Raw genomic sequence first — 15,154 nt, 5'->3', positions numbered from 1 at the left:
ACTTTACCATGCCCGCCGGCACCACCAAAATAGTGCAGGGTTTCAATCCCTTATAGGGACGCTACAAACCTGCTGGGCTTCTTCATAGGTAAGGTCGCTCAAAATATCGGTTTCAATCCCTTATAGGGACGCTACAAACAGGCGGAGATTACAAGGGAAGATATACGGCTTTCGGGGTTTCAATCCCTTATAGGGACGCTACAAACTTTCGGATACTCGGTTGCCAAGGTGCCCTGGCGGGTGTTTCAATCCCTTATAGGGACGCTACAAACCTGAAGAAATAAAAGCCATAAGAGAAATTTATGGTTGTTTCAATCCCTTATAGGGACGCTACAAACTCCAAATCCGAGAGTCGGCTTTACACGTTTTATTCAGTTTCAATCCCTTATAGGGACGCTACAAACCCGTAAAAGGATTATAAATAAAGGCTTTTTAAAATCGCTATTCACTTGTCAAGGTGCGTATTTGAAACTATTAGAACATGAACTAATCCCCATGTCAAGAGCGAAAGAACCCATTTTCAATTTTCTGTCGATCCCCGGGGGTTTTCGGGTTACCGGACATCGACAGAAAAAACACCCCTCATCGACCCTCAAAATACCCCAGAACCCCCATAAAAAGCCACACAGAAAGCAAAAATACCCTCAAACCCGCATCAAAACTTAATCAGAAACCATTCAAAACCCAAATCGAGAACGATTTTCTGTCGATGTACTGGAAAACTCTGATGAAGCACCTTCCAGAAAGAGAAAAACCCCAGAAATCGTGAAAATAATGAGATACTAAAAAATTAAGTTTTTCTATCCTTGAGGTGTCCGAGGGGTAATGCTTTCACAGGGAAGAAAACTCAGTTACGGTATGGTGGATTTCTCAGCACAAAACTTTTCGTGTGTTGCATTGTGGGTCAGTGCATTGCAAATAGAGATTTGACCGCCCGCGAATTGCTATCATAGGTTTTCTGCAAGATTCGTTATCGCGCCCGGGACAGGTAATGTATGTCTTGACTCGCTCTCCATCTTCAAACTTACGGTAGTTTGAGCATTGAGGATAATTTTCACAACGCATAAAAAGGCTTTCGAATTCTTTGATGAGCAGCATCTTTGCTCCACATTGTTCGCACTCTTGTTCAGTTGGAATTCCAGATTCGAGTTCGTAATCAACGGCGAACTGGTGTATTGCAATGATTTCTTCACAAGCCTTGGGATAGGGAAAGCGGTGCATTAATGCTCCGTCGTGGCTTATTCCCGCAAGTATGTTCAGGGTTCCTTCCCAAATAATTTTACGGTCAATAAAGGCGAACTTCTGACTCAGGTTCTTCCTTTCTATAACCCGCACTTTTCTTTCTTTTAGTGCTTTGAGGATGCTATTATCTTCTTGCGTAAGGTTTTTGATGAAAATTCGTACCGTAACACCTGCTTTGACTTTTGCAGTGAAAAAATCGAGTAGTGGCCAGGTACAGTTGGGGGCAAGTAGTGGTGAAGTAATAATGATTTCCTCTTTGCTTTCGAGAAGGTCTCTGAAGAAGACTGCATAAAAGTTGGATTCGTTATCCAGCTTTGTATCTTCAATGTGAGCTGTTGCATCTTGTGTATTCAGCATGCTGAGCCAGCGCTCAAAATCGGTGCAGTGGTATGTTTCGACAATTTCCCGGGGGTCCACTGTTTGCGCTTTTGGATACACGTTTTCAATAACCCTCATCAAAATGGAATCTGGACTCAGCTTGGAAGCGAGGTAGTCTCTGTTGGCAACAATAACCAGTTGTGCTTTGGTGCGGGTTATGGCAACGTTGATGAGCTTGGCTGCCTGGCTGGTCAATTCAAACCCATTTACAAGAGGTGATGGCCCATGGTAGGGTAAGGGTCCTTCTGCTATGTCAAATATAATAACTTCTTCTTCCATGCCCTGGAAGCTGTGAACAGTTGAAGTTTTTATTGCAGAAGCAGTTTTTTTATCAGACTCGGCGATTATTTTCTTGATGAGCCGAGCTTGCAGGTAATAAGGTGAGATGACGCCGATTTGCTTGATACCTGCCTTTGCTAACCTTTTGGCCAGCTCCGCAGAGACTACTGCACTGTAGAGATTGTAGCGTCCACTCATGAGGTGCGAGCGATTGCTTCGGGGGTTTATGGATGACAGGTCGCAGAGGATAAGAGGCGCTTGGGCAAGCGGCGATCGCTTAATAACGCGGGTGATTTTTTTTAACCCTTGCGGGGCAAGCGCGCTGACAAGCTGGCCATGGTAGAAAATTTCATTGGGTATGCTGGCAATCTCCGGGTGCATGCGATACTGATGACGCAACATGGTCAGCCTGGGTTCTTTTTTCCCCTCGTCTATGGCTTGTTGAATTCCCGCCTGTTCAAATATGTCTCTTCCTAACCATTTTTGCGCCATTTTTGAAGAAGCGGTAACGATGGGGGGAAGTTGGCGAAAATCACCTACCATAATTGCTTTTTTCTGGCTAAGCCCAGCGGTGAAATAAAGGCTTGGTAGAGGGGCCATGCTCGCTTCATCGACTATGACGACATCAAATTTTTCATCCGCCAGTATTCTGTTGAGGGTTGCTTTGGTCAACGTGGTAGCGATTACTTTTGCATTCTTGATGATTTCTGTCGGCAAGGAGTCTTCTTTCTTGCGCCTAGTTCCAGAATTTCTTTTCGCCCGGCGAATTTCGTTTTCTATTTCTTTAATTTGCTTTACAAGTTCTTCTTTCCGGGTGTGTATGGTTACCAGGTTCAGGCCGTGCTTTTTCAAAGCTTTTCCCAGTTTTTCCACTTGCTGGGTGGCCTCTGTTTCTGCCTGTTTATAAGCAACTTGAAGCGAGTCCATACTTGCTAAAAGTTTTGTGCGTTCCTGAGCAATGTTTTGGAGCGCTTGTTCAAGCTGTGCTGCTTCTTTTTGAAAGCGTTCAGAGCTTAGGCTGAGGAAAAGCCTCTTCAGCTTCCCGGCAAGATGTATTTGTTGTAATCTGTGCTGCATTTGCTCGAGTTTTGTGCGCAAATCCTGTTCCTGAAGGTTCAGTACTTGAATCTTTTGTTCGGCTTGCTTAAGCGTTTCTTCCAGCTTGTGAAGTTCCTGCATTGCATGGTCACAGACACTTGACATTTTTTCTATGTTTTCAAGTTTTTTGAGTTCATCTTGTTTTCTTTTTTGCTCCGCCTTGAGTTCTTCAATGTGTTCCTGATGTTTTTTGACTCGAGACTCAATCAGTTTTTGAGGAATAACCAGGTCGGGGAGTTTTGAGGCAGGGTGGATATTCCCGTAGCGAATGATTTTGCCGCTTTGGTATTCCGCTGAATCTTCAAGAAACTTTACTGCACTGGCTATGGCCTGGTCAGTTGCGATGTTGGTGTGAGAGAGGATGAGAACCCGTAAACCCTGTTTGAGCAACGCAGCAACCAGCGCCCCAATGGTTCTGGTTTTTCCCGTTCCGGGCGGCCCCCAGATGAAATGCACGTCGCTGCCACAGGCGGCGCGAATTGCAGCAATCTGGTCATCATTTAGATTGTTCTCTGAAGGAGGGAGCTTGAGATCGCCATGGTAAAATCCGCTGCTGGCGGGGGTAAAGTTGAAGAGTTTTTTGCTCAGATGGGTGTTGAGGCTAACTTTTCCTTCCAGGAATTCATGGTAGCGCTTCTTGAGCATTTCAAGGAGATACCAGGGATTAATGATAATCAGCGCCTCTTCGACATGCTTACCCAAATTTACTTCGGTTAAGATGGTTATCTCGTCACCGGCAACGCTGACGATTTCTGCACCGTAGATTTCTCCCTTGACCTCAATTTCTACTGGAATATCTTCCTGGGGAACGAAAGAGGAATCGACATCGAAGACGTAGAGATAAACGTTATTCTCGCTGGAAATCAACTTTCCTTCTTTTACTTCTATTTTGGAGTGGCTCCTTTTTTTCTTGACAGCTTCTATTTCTTCTGACAGCGCTTGAAGAAATTCAGCAATCAAAGCGCTTTCTGAGTTTAATTTTGGCTCGCTGTTGCCAGGAGCTTGGGCAAGGTTTGCGGTGGGTTTCTCTTGCTTTTTTTTCTGGCGATGAAGCTTTCGGGTGCTTTCTCCATCATTTTCAGTGCCCGCCATTGGTGCTTGTGCTTTGCCCTCCTTTTGCGGTACAACATTGCCGGGTTTTTACAGGGTGTTTAGCTCATTCTACTATGAATATTTTTATAGCGTCAATTATTGCTCGATTAAGTGGGTGAAACTCTTCACAAATCCTCTTCTGGCGTTGTAAAATGGAAACGTCGGAAATACTGAAGAGGCAGAGCTCGCTTCCAGAGACGGGGAGGTCGGTCGCTTGGGGAATCTGACTTAAGCAGTGGCGATCTTTTGACCAGGATAATCAGTGAGCCCTTTCCCTTGAGCGAGGAGCAAGCTCAAATAGTCACCGCACGCGAGCGGTACATAAAGGTCATCGCTGGTCCGGGTACTGGCAAGACGGAAACCCTCGTTCGCAGGCTGCTTTATCTCCTTCTGTGTGAAGACGTGTCACCAGAAAATATTATTGCCTTTACTTTTACCGAAAAAGCCGCACAGAGCATGAAAAACAGGGTGTACTACCGTCTTCACGAGTGGGGTCTCGATGAGCATATTCAGAATTTGGGTTCCATGTACATTGGCACCATTCACTCTTATTGTTTGCATCTTTTGCGTCAGGAGTTTGGTTATTCCGATTTTAACGTGCTTGATGAAAACCAGGAATTTGCCCTCGTTTTCCGCATTGCCAACAGGTTTAATTTCCCGAAAGGGGCAACGGAAATAGACAAATATTATTACCGACAATGTGTTAACTTTATCGATTCGGTGAATGTGGTGCACAACGAGCTGATTGATGAACAGAAACTTCAAGAAAAAAGCCCTGAGTTTTATGAAGATTTTCGCGAATATGAGGACTTTCTCGATGAAAATCGCTTGCTTACTTTTGGCAGGATGATAAGTCTGACTGTTCGGAAACTTTACTGCGATAGAGAAAAGATTAATCACGTGCGTTACCTGATGGTCGACGAATACCAGGACATTAATAAAGCACAGCAGGAGCTAATTCAAATTCTGGGTGAGGGAGCAAACGTTTTTGTGGTAGGGGATCCCCGACAGAGTATTTATCAGTGGCGGGGTTCGGATAACCGCTTTTTTGAAGAATTCGAGCAAATTTTTCCAGGAGCAAAAACTTTTTACATGGTGCGAAATCGAAGAAGCACTCCTGAAATTGTTAACGTAGCCAACCATTTTTACCAGAAATTTCACCAGAAATATGAGTTAATACGTGCCGAGAAAAGTTCAAAGGGAGTTGCACTTCTCGCATCACTTCCAACAGCTGAGAGTGAAGCTCGCTGGGTGGTAGAGGAAATCACCAGAGCGGTTGAGGAAGGAAAATGCCGTTTTAAAGACTGTGCTATCTTGCTTCGAAGTGTAATCAGTAATGCTGGGCCGTTTATAAGGGAGCTACGTTCAAGAAAAATTCCCTATTTTTTGGGAGGCAAATCAGGACTTTTCAGCAGGGAAGAGATAAAGGCTTTAAAGGATATCTTTTTTCTGCTCTTAAAAGTGAAAGACGAAGGTCAGACGCCAAATGAAGAGGACGAGGTTGAGGATATTTCAAGGCTTCAAGCTTCTTTGGATTCCTGGGTCCAAGCCGCGGGGATAGAGCTTGATAAACAGGCAACGTTACAAAAGTTGCAACATTGGAGTAAAAAGGTTTTAGAGGGTAAATACTCAAATCTGACCCGGGCTTTTCATCGCTTGTTGGTGATTCTTGGTTATCGCCAGCTGAATCCCGATTTTCCCCTGCAGGCGGTCGTGATGGCTAACCTGGGGCGCTTTAGCTCTATGCTGGTTGATTTTGAAACTGCAATGCGTCTGGGAGGAAAGAAGCCAGAGTGGCCAGAAATAATCAAGTATTTGCGTCTATACGTTTTCTGGTATGCCGAACGTGTCTATGAAGAACAGTTGGCTGAAGATCTTCCAGATATTGATGCAGTTTTTGTCGGTACAGTACATCAGGCCAAAGGGCTTGAATGGCCAGTGGTTTTTGTTTCTTCAGTGGTTGGCCATCGGTTCCCTTCAATAAGAGCTGGAAAACCGAGGCCATGGCTTATTTCCAGAGAGCTTTTCGATGCTGAGCGTTATGAGGGAAGTCTGGAGGAAGAGCAAAATTTATTTTATGTAGCTATCACCCGAGCAAAAGAGGTGCTTTGTGTTACTGCTTTTGAGGGTTACTACAGGGGTTCTTTGTACTGCAGGCGTTCTCCCAGCGCTTTTTTCGAATGCTTGAGAGAAGTGGTGCCGGTTTTAGGAGAAAACCAAAAAATTCCGTTTCCAGAGATTCCCCAAAACGACGAACAAAAAGAACCGCGGGTGCTGTCGGTTCGTGAGGTTGCTGATTATTTACGTTGCTTTACGTTGCCCTCACTTTTACCGCTTGCGCAATGTGTGGAAGTACCCTCCAGGACTTGCAGAAGAACTTGGTTATGGAAGAAGTCTACGCAATTGTCTTTTCCGATTGCTGGAGCTTTTGAGAGAAGGCGAAGAAAAACTTGTTAATGCAGTTGAGCGTGCTATTGAGGAAAAGTTTTTCCTGCCCTTTGCTGACCAGCATACCTTTACGGTTTTGAGGAAAGAAGCCTTTTCATCCCTGCGCGAGTTCGCTCAGAAATACCTTGAAGAACTGCTCAAGATAGAAAACACCACCACTCAGGTGGAGGTATCTTTCGATGGTGTGGTGCTCAGGGGAGGCGTTGATGCCGTTATCAGAGAGGGCGAGAGGCTGACGCTCTGGATTTGCAGGGTTTCTTGGGGTGCGATTACTCCTGAGGAAGTGGCTTTCCAGTTGGGTGTTTTTATCAAAGCTTCGGGGTTGGACTCCACTTCTTCCTTGCCCCGTGCATTTTTTGCGAATCTCGGCGATTCCTTGTTAGAGGAGATAGTGATTGATGAAAGAGGCTTGCAAGATGTAGGTGAAAAGCTTAAGGAGGTGTTGTTGAAAATTAAGAGCGGTCAGTTTGATAAAGTTTTAGGAGGGGAGAGCTGTAAACGATGTGACTACTCCGAGATATGCCGATTTTGCTATCCTAATTTTTCTTAGCTTCCTGCTTTTTGGGAAGAGGAGGACCTGAATGAAAGAGTTTCATTTCATTAACGTTGGGGTTTCCATCGTCAGTAATCTGGGTAATGGGTGCTATGAAGTTGGCGAAAACTTGAGAGAGCACAGGCTTTCTGACAATGAGTACTGGCAGAGTCTTCTTGATAACCCTTCCTTTTTAAACCGTGCTTTCGGTGTCCTGCGCGAGCATCCTATGCAAATCAGTGCGGAGTTGAACGCTTTTCTTAAAAAGACTCAGCATTTATCACCTGAGGAAGTGGAAGTGTACCTTACTGCTACCAGAACTCCGGTTAACGAAATCTGTGCCAGGTTGCTGGAGCGCTTTTTTCTGGAAGAAGGGTATTCAGTATACATGCCTCGGGAGTTTCCCGGGTATTTTTTGAAAATACACCCCGGTGAGAACCGCGCGGAAAGCTTTGCCCGGGGAATTTCTGAACTCCTTGAGCATCTCCTGACCCTGGTGCGCAGAAAAAGAGAAGAAGGCTATGTGGTATATTTCAATGCAACTGGTGGTTTCAAGGCTCACATTATGGCTTATGCGGTGGCTGGATTTTTGACTTCCTCTTCGGTGTACTATCTGAATGAGGAATTTGATGACCTGATTATCCTGCCGCCCTTGCTTTACTTTCCAACTCCAAGAGAGCTGGAAGTCTTGCGTTTCTTGAAGCAAAAGGAAGAAGAACAAGTTACTCCCCATGACCTGGAAAAGCTGTGGACAGCGTATGCTGAAGAGATAACCAATCTGGAATGTCTGGGATTTGTAGCCTTCAGAGAGGGTGATGGCGATGCCTCTCTGGAGATTTGTCTCACCTCGAGAGGCCGGGAAATGGAGGAAAGATTACGATGAGGCACCTGATCATCAACGTGGGATTGGGCACAAGCGGAGGGTCAGAATCACTGGCTGGAGCCATAGTTTATTCAATCAACAGGCATAGGCCGGATGTGGTGCATTTTGTGGTTACTGAAAAAAGTGAGCAGGAGACGTTGCCGATTGTAAAGAGGTTGATGGAAGAAGAGGAAGTAGAGGCTGAGGTAAGGGTGCTGCGCTTGAAAGCAGGCAGTGAGTATGACTGCCGGGAAGTCTTTTCGGAAGTTAAAGACTATCTTGCAAAACTTAAGCGAGAGGATCAGAAAGCAAAAATAGAGGTGGATTTCACTGCTGGCACCAAACCGATGAGTGCAGGTGTGGTCCTGAGCGGTTGCGTGGTGGGTGCGGAAGATTTTTCCTATGTTCAAACCAAGATAGAGGATGGAAAACCTGTAAAGGGCAGCGAGAGCTTGAAATCGTTTCCTGAAATTTCCGAATACCGCATTGAAGAACTGAAAAAGCTTTTTATGTTCAGCTTCGACCACTATGCTTTTTTGTCAGCGCTGGAGATCCTGAAAAACATGGAAGAAATAAGCAATGCTTCCGATGTACTTCGGTTTGTCGAGCACTGGCGGGAAATCGTCAACTTTTACCTCTCCTGGGACCTCTTTGCGCATCCTTTTGAGAAGGTGAAAGGGACACCCGGTGTGCCTGAGTACAATAAGGCTTTCCTGGGCAAGCTTGGAAACCCGACTTTTCGCTACCGTGAGGTCTATTTCCTTGCTGATCTTCTCAACAATGCCGAACGGCGCATTCAAGAAGGAAAGTTTGACGATGCGGTAGCTCGGCTTTACCGGGCGGTGGAAATGATTGCTCAGATTAAACTTCACTCCTATGGTATAGAAACTTCTGATGTTGAAATTGAACGCCTTCCAGAGGGCATAAGAGAAAAATATGCTGTCCTGCGCAACGAGCGCGGCAAGGTTCAGCTTCCCCTTTATCGAAGCTATGAACTGCTTGGAGACTTGGGTGATGAATTGGGTAAGAACTTTTTTGAGGATCATGAGCTTCGCAACCTTCTTGAGCGTCGGAACAACTCCATCCTGGCTCATGGATTGAGCCCAGTTGCTAAGCAGGAATGCCTCTCTTTACAGGATAAAGTTTTGAGCCTGGCTTTTCTGCTGCGTAGGGATTTAGAGAAGATCATGGGAGAAGGTCAATTTCCCAAGTATCGGGAAATTGATGACGGCTTGCAAAAATTGGGGGTAGAGCTCTCGTGAATACCATAATAAGTACTGTAGGCACGTCACTGCTTGGGAAAGCCAGGAACTATTATGGAAAAAGCGAAGTTTCCGTGCTTGATGTGACCAACTTCCTGAGGTTGGTAAACAATGATACTGAAGCTTCAGCAGAGACGAATTCGTTGCAAAGAATCCTTCACCGCTTACAGAATGGAGAAAGCAAGTTGGTTTTTCTGCACTCGCAAACCGATGAAGGGCGCCTTTGCGCTGAAGTCTTGCAGAGTTATTACTCTGGCCGGGGTTTTGAGGTGGAATGTCGAGAGATTCAGTACCTTAACTACCGGGAGAGCCACTTCAAGTTCCGGGGTTTGCGCTCTTTGGTGAATGAGCTGGTGAACCTCATATCCAGCGAGAGGGAAAAGGGCAACACAGTTTATATCAACGCAACCGGTGGTTTTAAAGCTGAGATAGCCTATGCCACGCTGGTGGGCATCCTTTTTGATGTGCGGGTGTATTACATCCACGAGGCTTTTCAGGACATCATTGAGATGCCCCCCGTGCCTCTTGATTGGGACTATTCTCAGCTGGTGGAACACGAGGAAGCTTTGAAGTGGTTCAGTGAGGACCTGAGACCCAAAAAAGAAGCTGAATCCGTAATTAAAACCCTGCCTCAGGAAATTCGCCTTTTGCTCCTTGAAGAAGAAGGTTATGTATTTCTTTCGCCAGCTGGTGAAGCCTTTTTCAAGGCTTATCTCGAGAGATTGCAACAGGCGGATACTGTACCCCTTCTTCTTTCTACTTCTGCTTGGAAGGCTTATCAGGATTTTCCAATTGATGTGCGCCGGGCTTTTGAACGTTACCTGCGAAAGCTAAAGGTGCCGGTAATCCGCCTCAAGGGTTCTGACCTCACCCGTGTGCCTTTGGGTTGCCGGGTTTTCCCTCGGGGCCATTGCGATGAGCGAATTATTTTTTGCGAGGACCAACAAGGCAAAATCAGGGTTTGTGCCCTGCTACGTCACAGCGACCGGAGTTATGAGCGATACCTGAAGCGAAAAATTACCTGTCCTGATGAGCAGGAATTCAAGGTTTTGTGGTGAATGGGCTTGTTTCAGGGTTGTAAAAGTGCTATTATACATACAGCTTCGTTCCTCTTTGTGCCACTTTTGGGCGCCAGCCCTTCGTGCGATTTGTTTTTTTAAGGGGGGAATTCCATGCCTATGACTGAAGAGCAATTTCTTTTTGCTGCTTTTATTCATGATTTGGGAAAATTGCTGGAGCGCTCCAAATCGCTGAAACTTTCCGAAGACATTGCAGCAGCCAATACCTACGGACACGCTAAATATTCTGCACAGCTGATAAGAAGCGTGCGCAGTGGTAGTGAAGGAGCCAAGGGTGAATATGACCTTTCTTCCACCTACCTGGGTAGAGTGTGCTCGGAAGAAGTGGAAAAAGCAGTGCTTTCCCATCATCGTCCCCAGACGGTGGAAGAAAAGATAATCCAGCTTGCTGACTGGCTTCAGTCCTCAGAACGGGAGGAAAAGGAGGAAAAAGAGGAGGGAAAAGAACATTACCTCGATGTGCCCCTGGTTTTCCCTTTTGTCTGGGTGGATCGGAATATTGAGCCTCTTTTTTATTCCATAGCCCCGCTTGCGCTAAAAAGCAACAGTTTCTTGCCCACACAAAAGGAGAAAGCAAAGAAGGGTAGCCAGGAATACCAGAAGCTCGCTGCGCAATTTCTGGCCAAGCTTCGCTCGGTGAGAGATTTTGAGCAGTTGGTCAACGTTTGCGAAATTTACCTTTCTCAAGTGCCTGCTCAGACTGTAGGCTACGAGAGTGATATTTCACTTTTTGACCATTCCCGGTTGACCGCTGCCCTGGCGCACTGCCTTTACCGGGATTATCAGAGGGGTTTGTTGCGAGAAAAGGATCTTGACGATGGTAAAGAATGGTTGAAGAAAGATATTGACGATCCCTGGCGCCCTGCAGTGGTTGATAAAGAGCTTTTCTGGTTTGTAAAGCTGGACCTTTCCGGGATTCAAAGGTTTATATTCAACGTTACGTCCAAACAGGCAGCCCGGATGCTCAAAGGCCGCTCAGTTTATCTGGATCTCCTGGTTCGTTACGTAGTCAAACACCTCCTGAAAAAGGCAGGGGTTAGCTCGGTGAACATTGTTTACCTTGGTGGAGGCAACGCTGAGCTTCTGCTACCTTTGGTTGAGGAAAGCCTGCTTGAAGAGGTGCGCCAGAGAGTAAGCGAAATTCTGTGGGAGCTTCATCGTGGGGAAATCTACCTGGCTATGGAGTGGTTGCCGCTGACCCTTAAAGGCCTTTTAAACTTCATCGAAAAGCGGGAAGAGCTTCACGAACGTTTAGATATCCGCAAGAGAAAGCGCTTTATGGAGCTGGGAGAGGAGAAGCTCTATCAACAGCTTTTTGTTCCTCAAGGCGAAGGGCTGGGTGAAGGGGAGAGCTGTTCGGTTTGCCATCGCAGGAGAAAGGAAATTGTTTCCGAAGAAGAACGTCGTTGCGAGGTTTGCCAATCCTTTGTGGACCTTACTGACCAGGTTAGGGAAGCAAAATATTTGCTTGAGCGAGAGGTTGGACCCTCTGATGCTCTTCCGCGGACAGTTTTCGATATTTTCAGGTGTCTGGGGTTTGACGTTAAATTTGCCAGGAGTTTCACACACGATACCAGGGTGTATATTCTTGAGGACGTTTCTCTGAATATTGAGGGAGAGAAAGAACGGCTTGCCGATGGTTTTCTTCTAGGTAGCTTCCGGATTCCGGTTGGGGACTTCCGAAAACTGGCAGGGAAAGAAAACGAAACCGAAAGCGACTCCAGTGATGAGGCAGAAAAGGTTGGCGACGCGCGTCTTGGGTATCTCAAGATGGACGTGGACAACCTGGGGCGACTTTTCGCTGAACTGGCCCAGAGGGAAAAAGAGAGGAGCGAAAGACGCAGAACGACTGCTCTGTCCAGATACCGTGCTTTGAGTAGAAGAATAGAACTTTTCTTCGGTGGCTATGTGGTGAACTTGTTAACCGATAATAAAAACAAATCAAACGATGTATCAAGTAGGACCCTCTTTTATCCGGTTTTCAGTGGCGGTGACGACCTTTTTGTAATCGGCAAGTGGGACAACATCGTTAACCTGGCTGGGGAAATACGAAATAAGTTTGCAGAATACACTAACCACTCAAAGCGAGTTACCCTCTCAGGCGGAATTGCGCTTTTCCCTTACAACTTTCCGGTAATCCGGGCTTCCCATATGGTGGAAGAAGGGTTGGAACAGGCTAAAAACCGTTTTTACCCCGAAGACCGGGAAGACCCCTCTTGGATTTACAAAGATAAAGTAGGCATTCTGGGGGAGGTGTTGAGCTGGAAGGAGTATCAGTTAATGAAGGGACTTTACGAAGAGCTGGCTGCAGGGGTTAAAGAGGGGAAAGTGTCGCGGGCGATTTTCAAGAAGATAGAGCGCTCTCTTTCCGGGCTTACCCCCATTATTGAAGAGTCTCTGCAGGGCAAAATTCATCCACCCCGCATCTGGCGCTTTCTCTATTACTTGCGGGATTATCCTCAGATTGCTCAAAAAATCGAGCGCGTAGTGCTTAACAACCTTTTCGAGAAGGTCAAAATTCGCAATCCACGCCTGGTGCTGGTGGCAGGAAGGTTAGCTGCCCTGGCCACCAGGAAAGTACAGGATAAACAAAAAGCATGAGGAGGGAGGAAAATGCCTCAGGCAAGAACTAATCCAGGGAGAAGTGGCGCTTCAGGTGTCCCTCAGGAAGAACAGTGGAGAAGGGAGGTACGTGAGGACCTTGGCCCGGACTATGTAAAAAAAGTACTTAACTTCGACCGGCTGGATATCGAGCAGTTCAAGCAGTTTAACGAGAAGGTCAAGAGTTTTGTCCAAAAACGTAGTAAAATCAATTCCACCCGTATGCGCAAGATATACGAAATTATTCATCGAGCCAGAAGTCCCCAAGAATTTCTTTTGAGTATACCCCGTTTGGCTTACATGGTGGGTAGAGAGGATAATCCTTGGGAAAAAAAGCTTATAGGCGCTATTTTCATAGTGTTTAACGACTGTGCAGCGGGTGTCAAAACCCAGGAAGACCTGCGCAGCATCCAGCGCTTTGCTGAAGCCCTGGTTGCCTACCACAAATTTTATGGGGATAAATGAGTATCGACGCAAGAAGGAGGGATGACAAGATGAACCGTTTTCTGGGCAAGCTGTTTATCTACTTTGAAATCGAGGCGCTCACCGGTTTGCGCATTGGGGGTGCACGAGATAGCGCTGAGATAGGAGGCTTGGATAACCCGGTCATAAAGACTGTAGATGGCAAGCCCTATATTCCTGCTTCTTCGCTCAAAGGAAAGATCCGCTGCCTTCTGGATCGCAAAGATGGTGTGAGAGTCGCTCGGAGAGAGGGTGACCCCTGTGGTTGTGGTCAGTGCGAGGTTTGCCGGCTCTTTGGTGCTCACTCCGATAAGAACAAAACCCTGACTCGACTTTGCTTCCGCGATGCTTTTTTGAATTTTGAAAAATATCGAGAGTCTCTCAAGGACAGCAAACTGCTTGATGATGAAATCCCACTCACCGAGGAAAAAATGGAGAATATCATTGACCGCCTGAAGGGGACAGCGCAGCATCCCCGACCCATGGAGCGAGTTCCTGCAGGAGCGGTGTTTGATGGCGAGGTTGTGGTCAACTTTTACGAAGGGGATGACGTGAAAAAGCTTATTCGTAAGTTCTGGGAGGGCCTGCGTTTGCTTGTGGATGATTATTTGGGTGGCAGTGGTACCCGGGGTTACGGAAAAGTTACTTTTCGAAATCTCGCTTTTTCCTGGAAAACCCGCAAGGATTATCAGACCAAAAATCAGGCTCATTGGTTTTCCGATATTCCCTTTTCCAATTTCGAGGATGCTGACCACAAACTGGACGAGCTTTGCGAAAAGGTAAGCCAGGCTCTTTATGGAGCAGGTGAACACTAATGAAGTGCCGGGTGGTCAAACTTTTCTCGAAAAACGTAGTCTGCCTGCGTCCCGGGGCGGGACGCATGGACCGGACAGAGAGTATGATTCACGCTGATACGCTTTTCTCAGCATTGTGTAACGCCTTGTTGAAGCTCTACGATGAAGGAGTGCTTTTACAATTTGCAGAAAGAGTAGTGCTTTCCTCACTCTTTCCGGGCTTGCGCAGCGAAGACGGGAAAGACCTGCTTTTTCTGCCTCGCCCGGTAGCTCCATTTTCCACCTCTGATACGGATCTTTTACGGCGCAAGAAAGAAAAAAAAGTGAGCTGGTTTTCCTGGAAGGCTTTTGCAAAGGTAATTTCCAGATTTAACGCGAAGCAATTGCGATTTGACTGCAATTTACTTAATGAAGAAATTTTTGCCTTGGAAGGAAGGTTTGCCTTGCTTTCTGAGGAAAAAGAAATGCTGGGGGCTTTGCAGGGCTTTGGTTTTTTAAGCGGAGTGGAACCTCACGTTGCCATAGACCGTGTGAGCAACACCGCTTTTGAGGAGGGAGGCTTTTATTTTCAAGAAAACCTGGTGCTGACCACGGGTACGGAAGACACAACTCCTTTCCTGTACTTCCTGGTGCACTACGAGCGGTTTGAAGAAGTCTTGCAGCCGGCGCTAAATCTGCTGGTTGAGGAAGGCATTGGCGGAGAGCGCCATCAGGGAAAGGGAATTTTTGATCGGTGGGAAAGCGAGGAAATTGAACTTCCTGACCAGGGGAATTACTTGGCGCTTTTTTCGGTGGCTCTTCCCAACCGGGAGGAAACTGGCAATCTGATTTATTACGACCTGGTTTTGCGGAGGGGTTTCGTTTACCACGGTGGTCCAACCGCTTTTTACAAAAAACCAATTTTCAAGCTGGTTGAAGGCTCAATCGTCCGCCTGCCCTTTGCAGGCTGTAACATTGATGTTGCTCCTCGTGATGATTATAGGGTGATTTCTTACGGCAAAGCTCTGGGTTTTGCGTTTTCCTGA

Annotated in this window: 10 protein-coding genes and 1 CRISPR repeat array (1 of these 11 only partly in view); of the genes, 9 read left to right on the top strand and 1 reads right to left on the bottom strand. The window is 46.5% G+C overall.

Translation table 11 applies throughout. The features are described from left to right. Positions 1–404: a CRISPR direct-repeat array (repeat unit 30 nt; unit sequence GTTTCAATCCCTTATAGGGACGCTACAAAC) (it extends 364 nt beyond the left edge of the window). A gap of 466 nt (positions 405–870) precedes the next feature. Beyond that, complete coding sequence (locus QBE54_RS07965; protein ID WP_369017666.1) at positions 871–4,089, bottom strand: AAA domain-containing protein; 3,219 nt, start codon at positions 4,087–4,089, stop codon at positions 871–873. Positions 4,090–4,335: 246 nt separating this feature from the next. On the opposite strand from QBE54_RS07965, the gene QBE54_RS07960 reads away from it, so the two are divergent. From QBE54_RS07960 to csm4, 9 genes are all read left to right on the top strand, one after another. Continuing rightward, complete coding sequence (locus QBE54_RS07960) at positions 4,336–6,546, top strand: ATP-dependent helicase (RefSeq protein ID WP_369017665.1); 2,211 nt, start codon at positions 4,336–4,338, stop codon at positions 6,544–6,546. Next, on the top strand, positions 6,434–7,087 hold the full coding sequence (locus tag QBE54_RS07955) for a PD-(D/E)XK nuclease family protein (RefSeq protein ID WP_369017664.1): 654 nt from the start codon (positions 6,434–6,436) through the stop codon (positions 7,085–7,087). Before QBE54_RS07960 ends, QBE54_RS07955 begins: the two co-directional genes overlap by 113 nt. Positions 7,088–7,118: 31 nt before the next feature. Further along, positions 7,119–7,952, top strand: a complete 834-nt coding sequence (locus tag QBE54_RS07950) for a putative CRISPR-associated protein (protein ID WP_369017663.1) — start codon at positions 7,119–7,121, stop codon at positions 7,950–7,952. Next, positions 7,949–9,193 (top strand): TIGR02710 family CRISPR-associated CARF protein, encoded by a 1,245-nt coding sequence (locus QBE54_RS07945; protein WP_369017662.1) that lies wholly within the window; start codon positions 7,949–7,951, stop codon positions 9,191–9,193. Before QBE54_RS07950 ends, QBE54_RS07945 begins: the two co-directional genes overlap by 4 nt. Then, positions 9,190–10,251, top strand: a complete 1,062-nt coding sequence (locus QBE54_RS07940; protein WP_369017661.1) for a putative CRISPR-associated protein — start codon at positions 9,190–9,192, stop codon at positions 10,249–10,251. The genes QBE54_RS07945 and QBE54_RS07940 overlap by 4 nt, the downstream gene beginning before the upstream one ends. A gap of 114 nt (positions 10,252–10,365) precedes the next feature. Then, positions 10,366–12,873: a type III-A CRISPR-associated protein Cas10/Csm1 gene (gene cas10, locus QBE54_RS07935; protein WP_369017660.1), complete on the top strand. Its 2,508-nt coding sequence runs from the start codon at positions 10,366–10,368 to the stop codon at positions 12,871–12,873. Between the two features lie 12 nt (positions 12,874–12,885). Beyond that, a complete protein-coding gene (gene csm2 / locus QBE54_RS07930) occupies positions 12,886–13,338 on the top strand; it encodes a type III-A CRISPR-associated protein Csm2 (protein ID WP_369017659.1) in 453 nt (150 codons plus the stop codon). Between the two features lie 29 nt (positions 13,339–13,367). Beyond that, a complete protein-coding gene (csm3, locus tag QBE54_RS07925) occupies positions 13,368–14,150 on the top strand; it encodes a type III-A CRISPR-associated RAMP protein Csm3 (RefSeq protein WP_369017658.1) in 783 nt (260 codons plus the stop codon). Beyond that, positions 14,150–15,154 (top strand): type III-A CRISPR-associated RAMP protein Csm4, encoded by a 1,005-nt coding sequence (gene csm4 / locus QBE54_RS07920; RefSeq protein WP_369017657.1) that lies wholly within the window; start codon positions 14,150–14,152, stop codon positions 15,152–15,154. Before csm3 ends, csm4 begins: the two co-directional genes overlap by 1 nt.

This window comes from Thermatribacter velox (genome assembly GCF_038396615.1).
In the GTDB taxonomy this organism is placed as follows: domain Bacteria; phylum Atribacterota; class Atribacteria; order Atribacterales; family Thermatribacteraceae; genus Thermatribacter; species Thermatribacter velox.
Note: the sequence above shows the minus strand (reverse complement) of the source record. Positions and strands in the feature narration are given on the sequence as shown.

Bases quoted from the DNA above. Each gene is read 5' to 3' on its own strand.
- QBE54_RS07965 (WP_369017666.1), bottom strand. From the start codon at position 4,089: ATGGCGGGCACTGAAAATGATGGAGAAAGCACCCGAAAGCTTCATCGC.
- cas10 (WP_369017660.1), top strand. From the start codon at position 10,366: ATGCCTATGACTGAAGAGCAATTTCTTTTTGCTGCTTTTATTCATGAT.
- QBE54_RS07950 (WP_369017663.1), top strand. From the start codon at position 7,119: ATGAAAGAGTTTCATTTCATTAACGTTGGGGTTTCCATCGTCAGTAAT.
- csm3 (WP_369017658.1), top strand. From the start codon at position 13,368: ATGAACCGTTTTCTGGGCAAGCTGTTTATCTACTTTGAAATCGAGGCG.
- csm4 (WP_369017657.1), top strand. From the start codon at position 14,150: ATGAAGTGCCGGGTGGTCAAACTTTTCTCGAAAAACGTAGTCTGCCTG.
- QBE54_RS07945 (WP_369017662.1), top strand. From the start codon at position 7,949: ATGAGGCACCTGATCATCAACGTGGGATTGGGCACAAGCGGAGGGTCA.
- csm2 (WP_369017659.1), top strand. From the start codon at position 12,886: ATGCCTCAGGCAAGAACTAATCCAGGGAGAAGTGGCGCTTCAGGTGTC.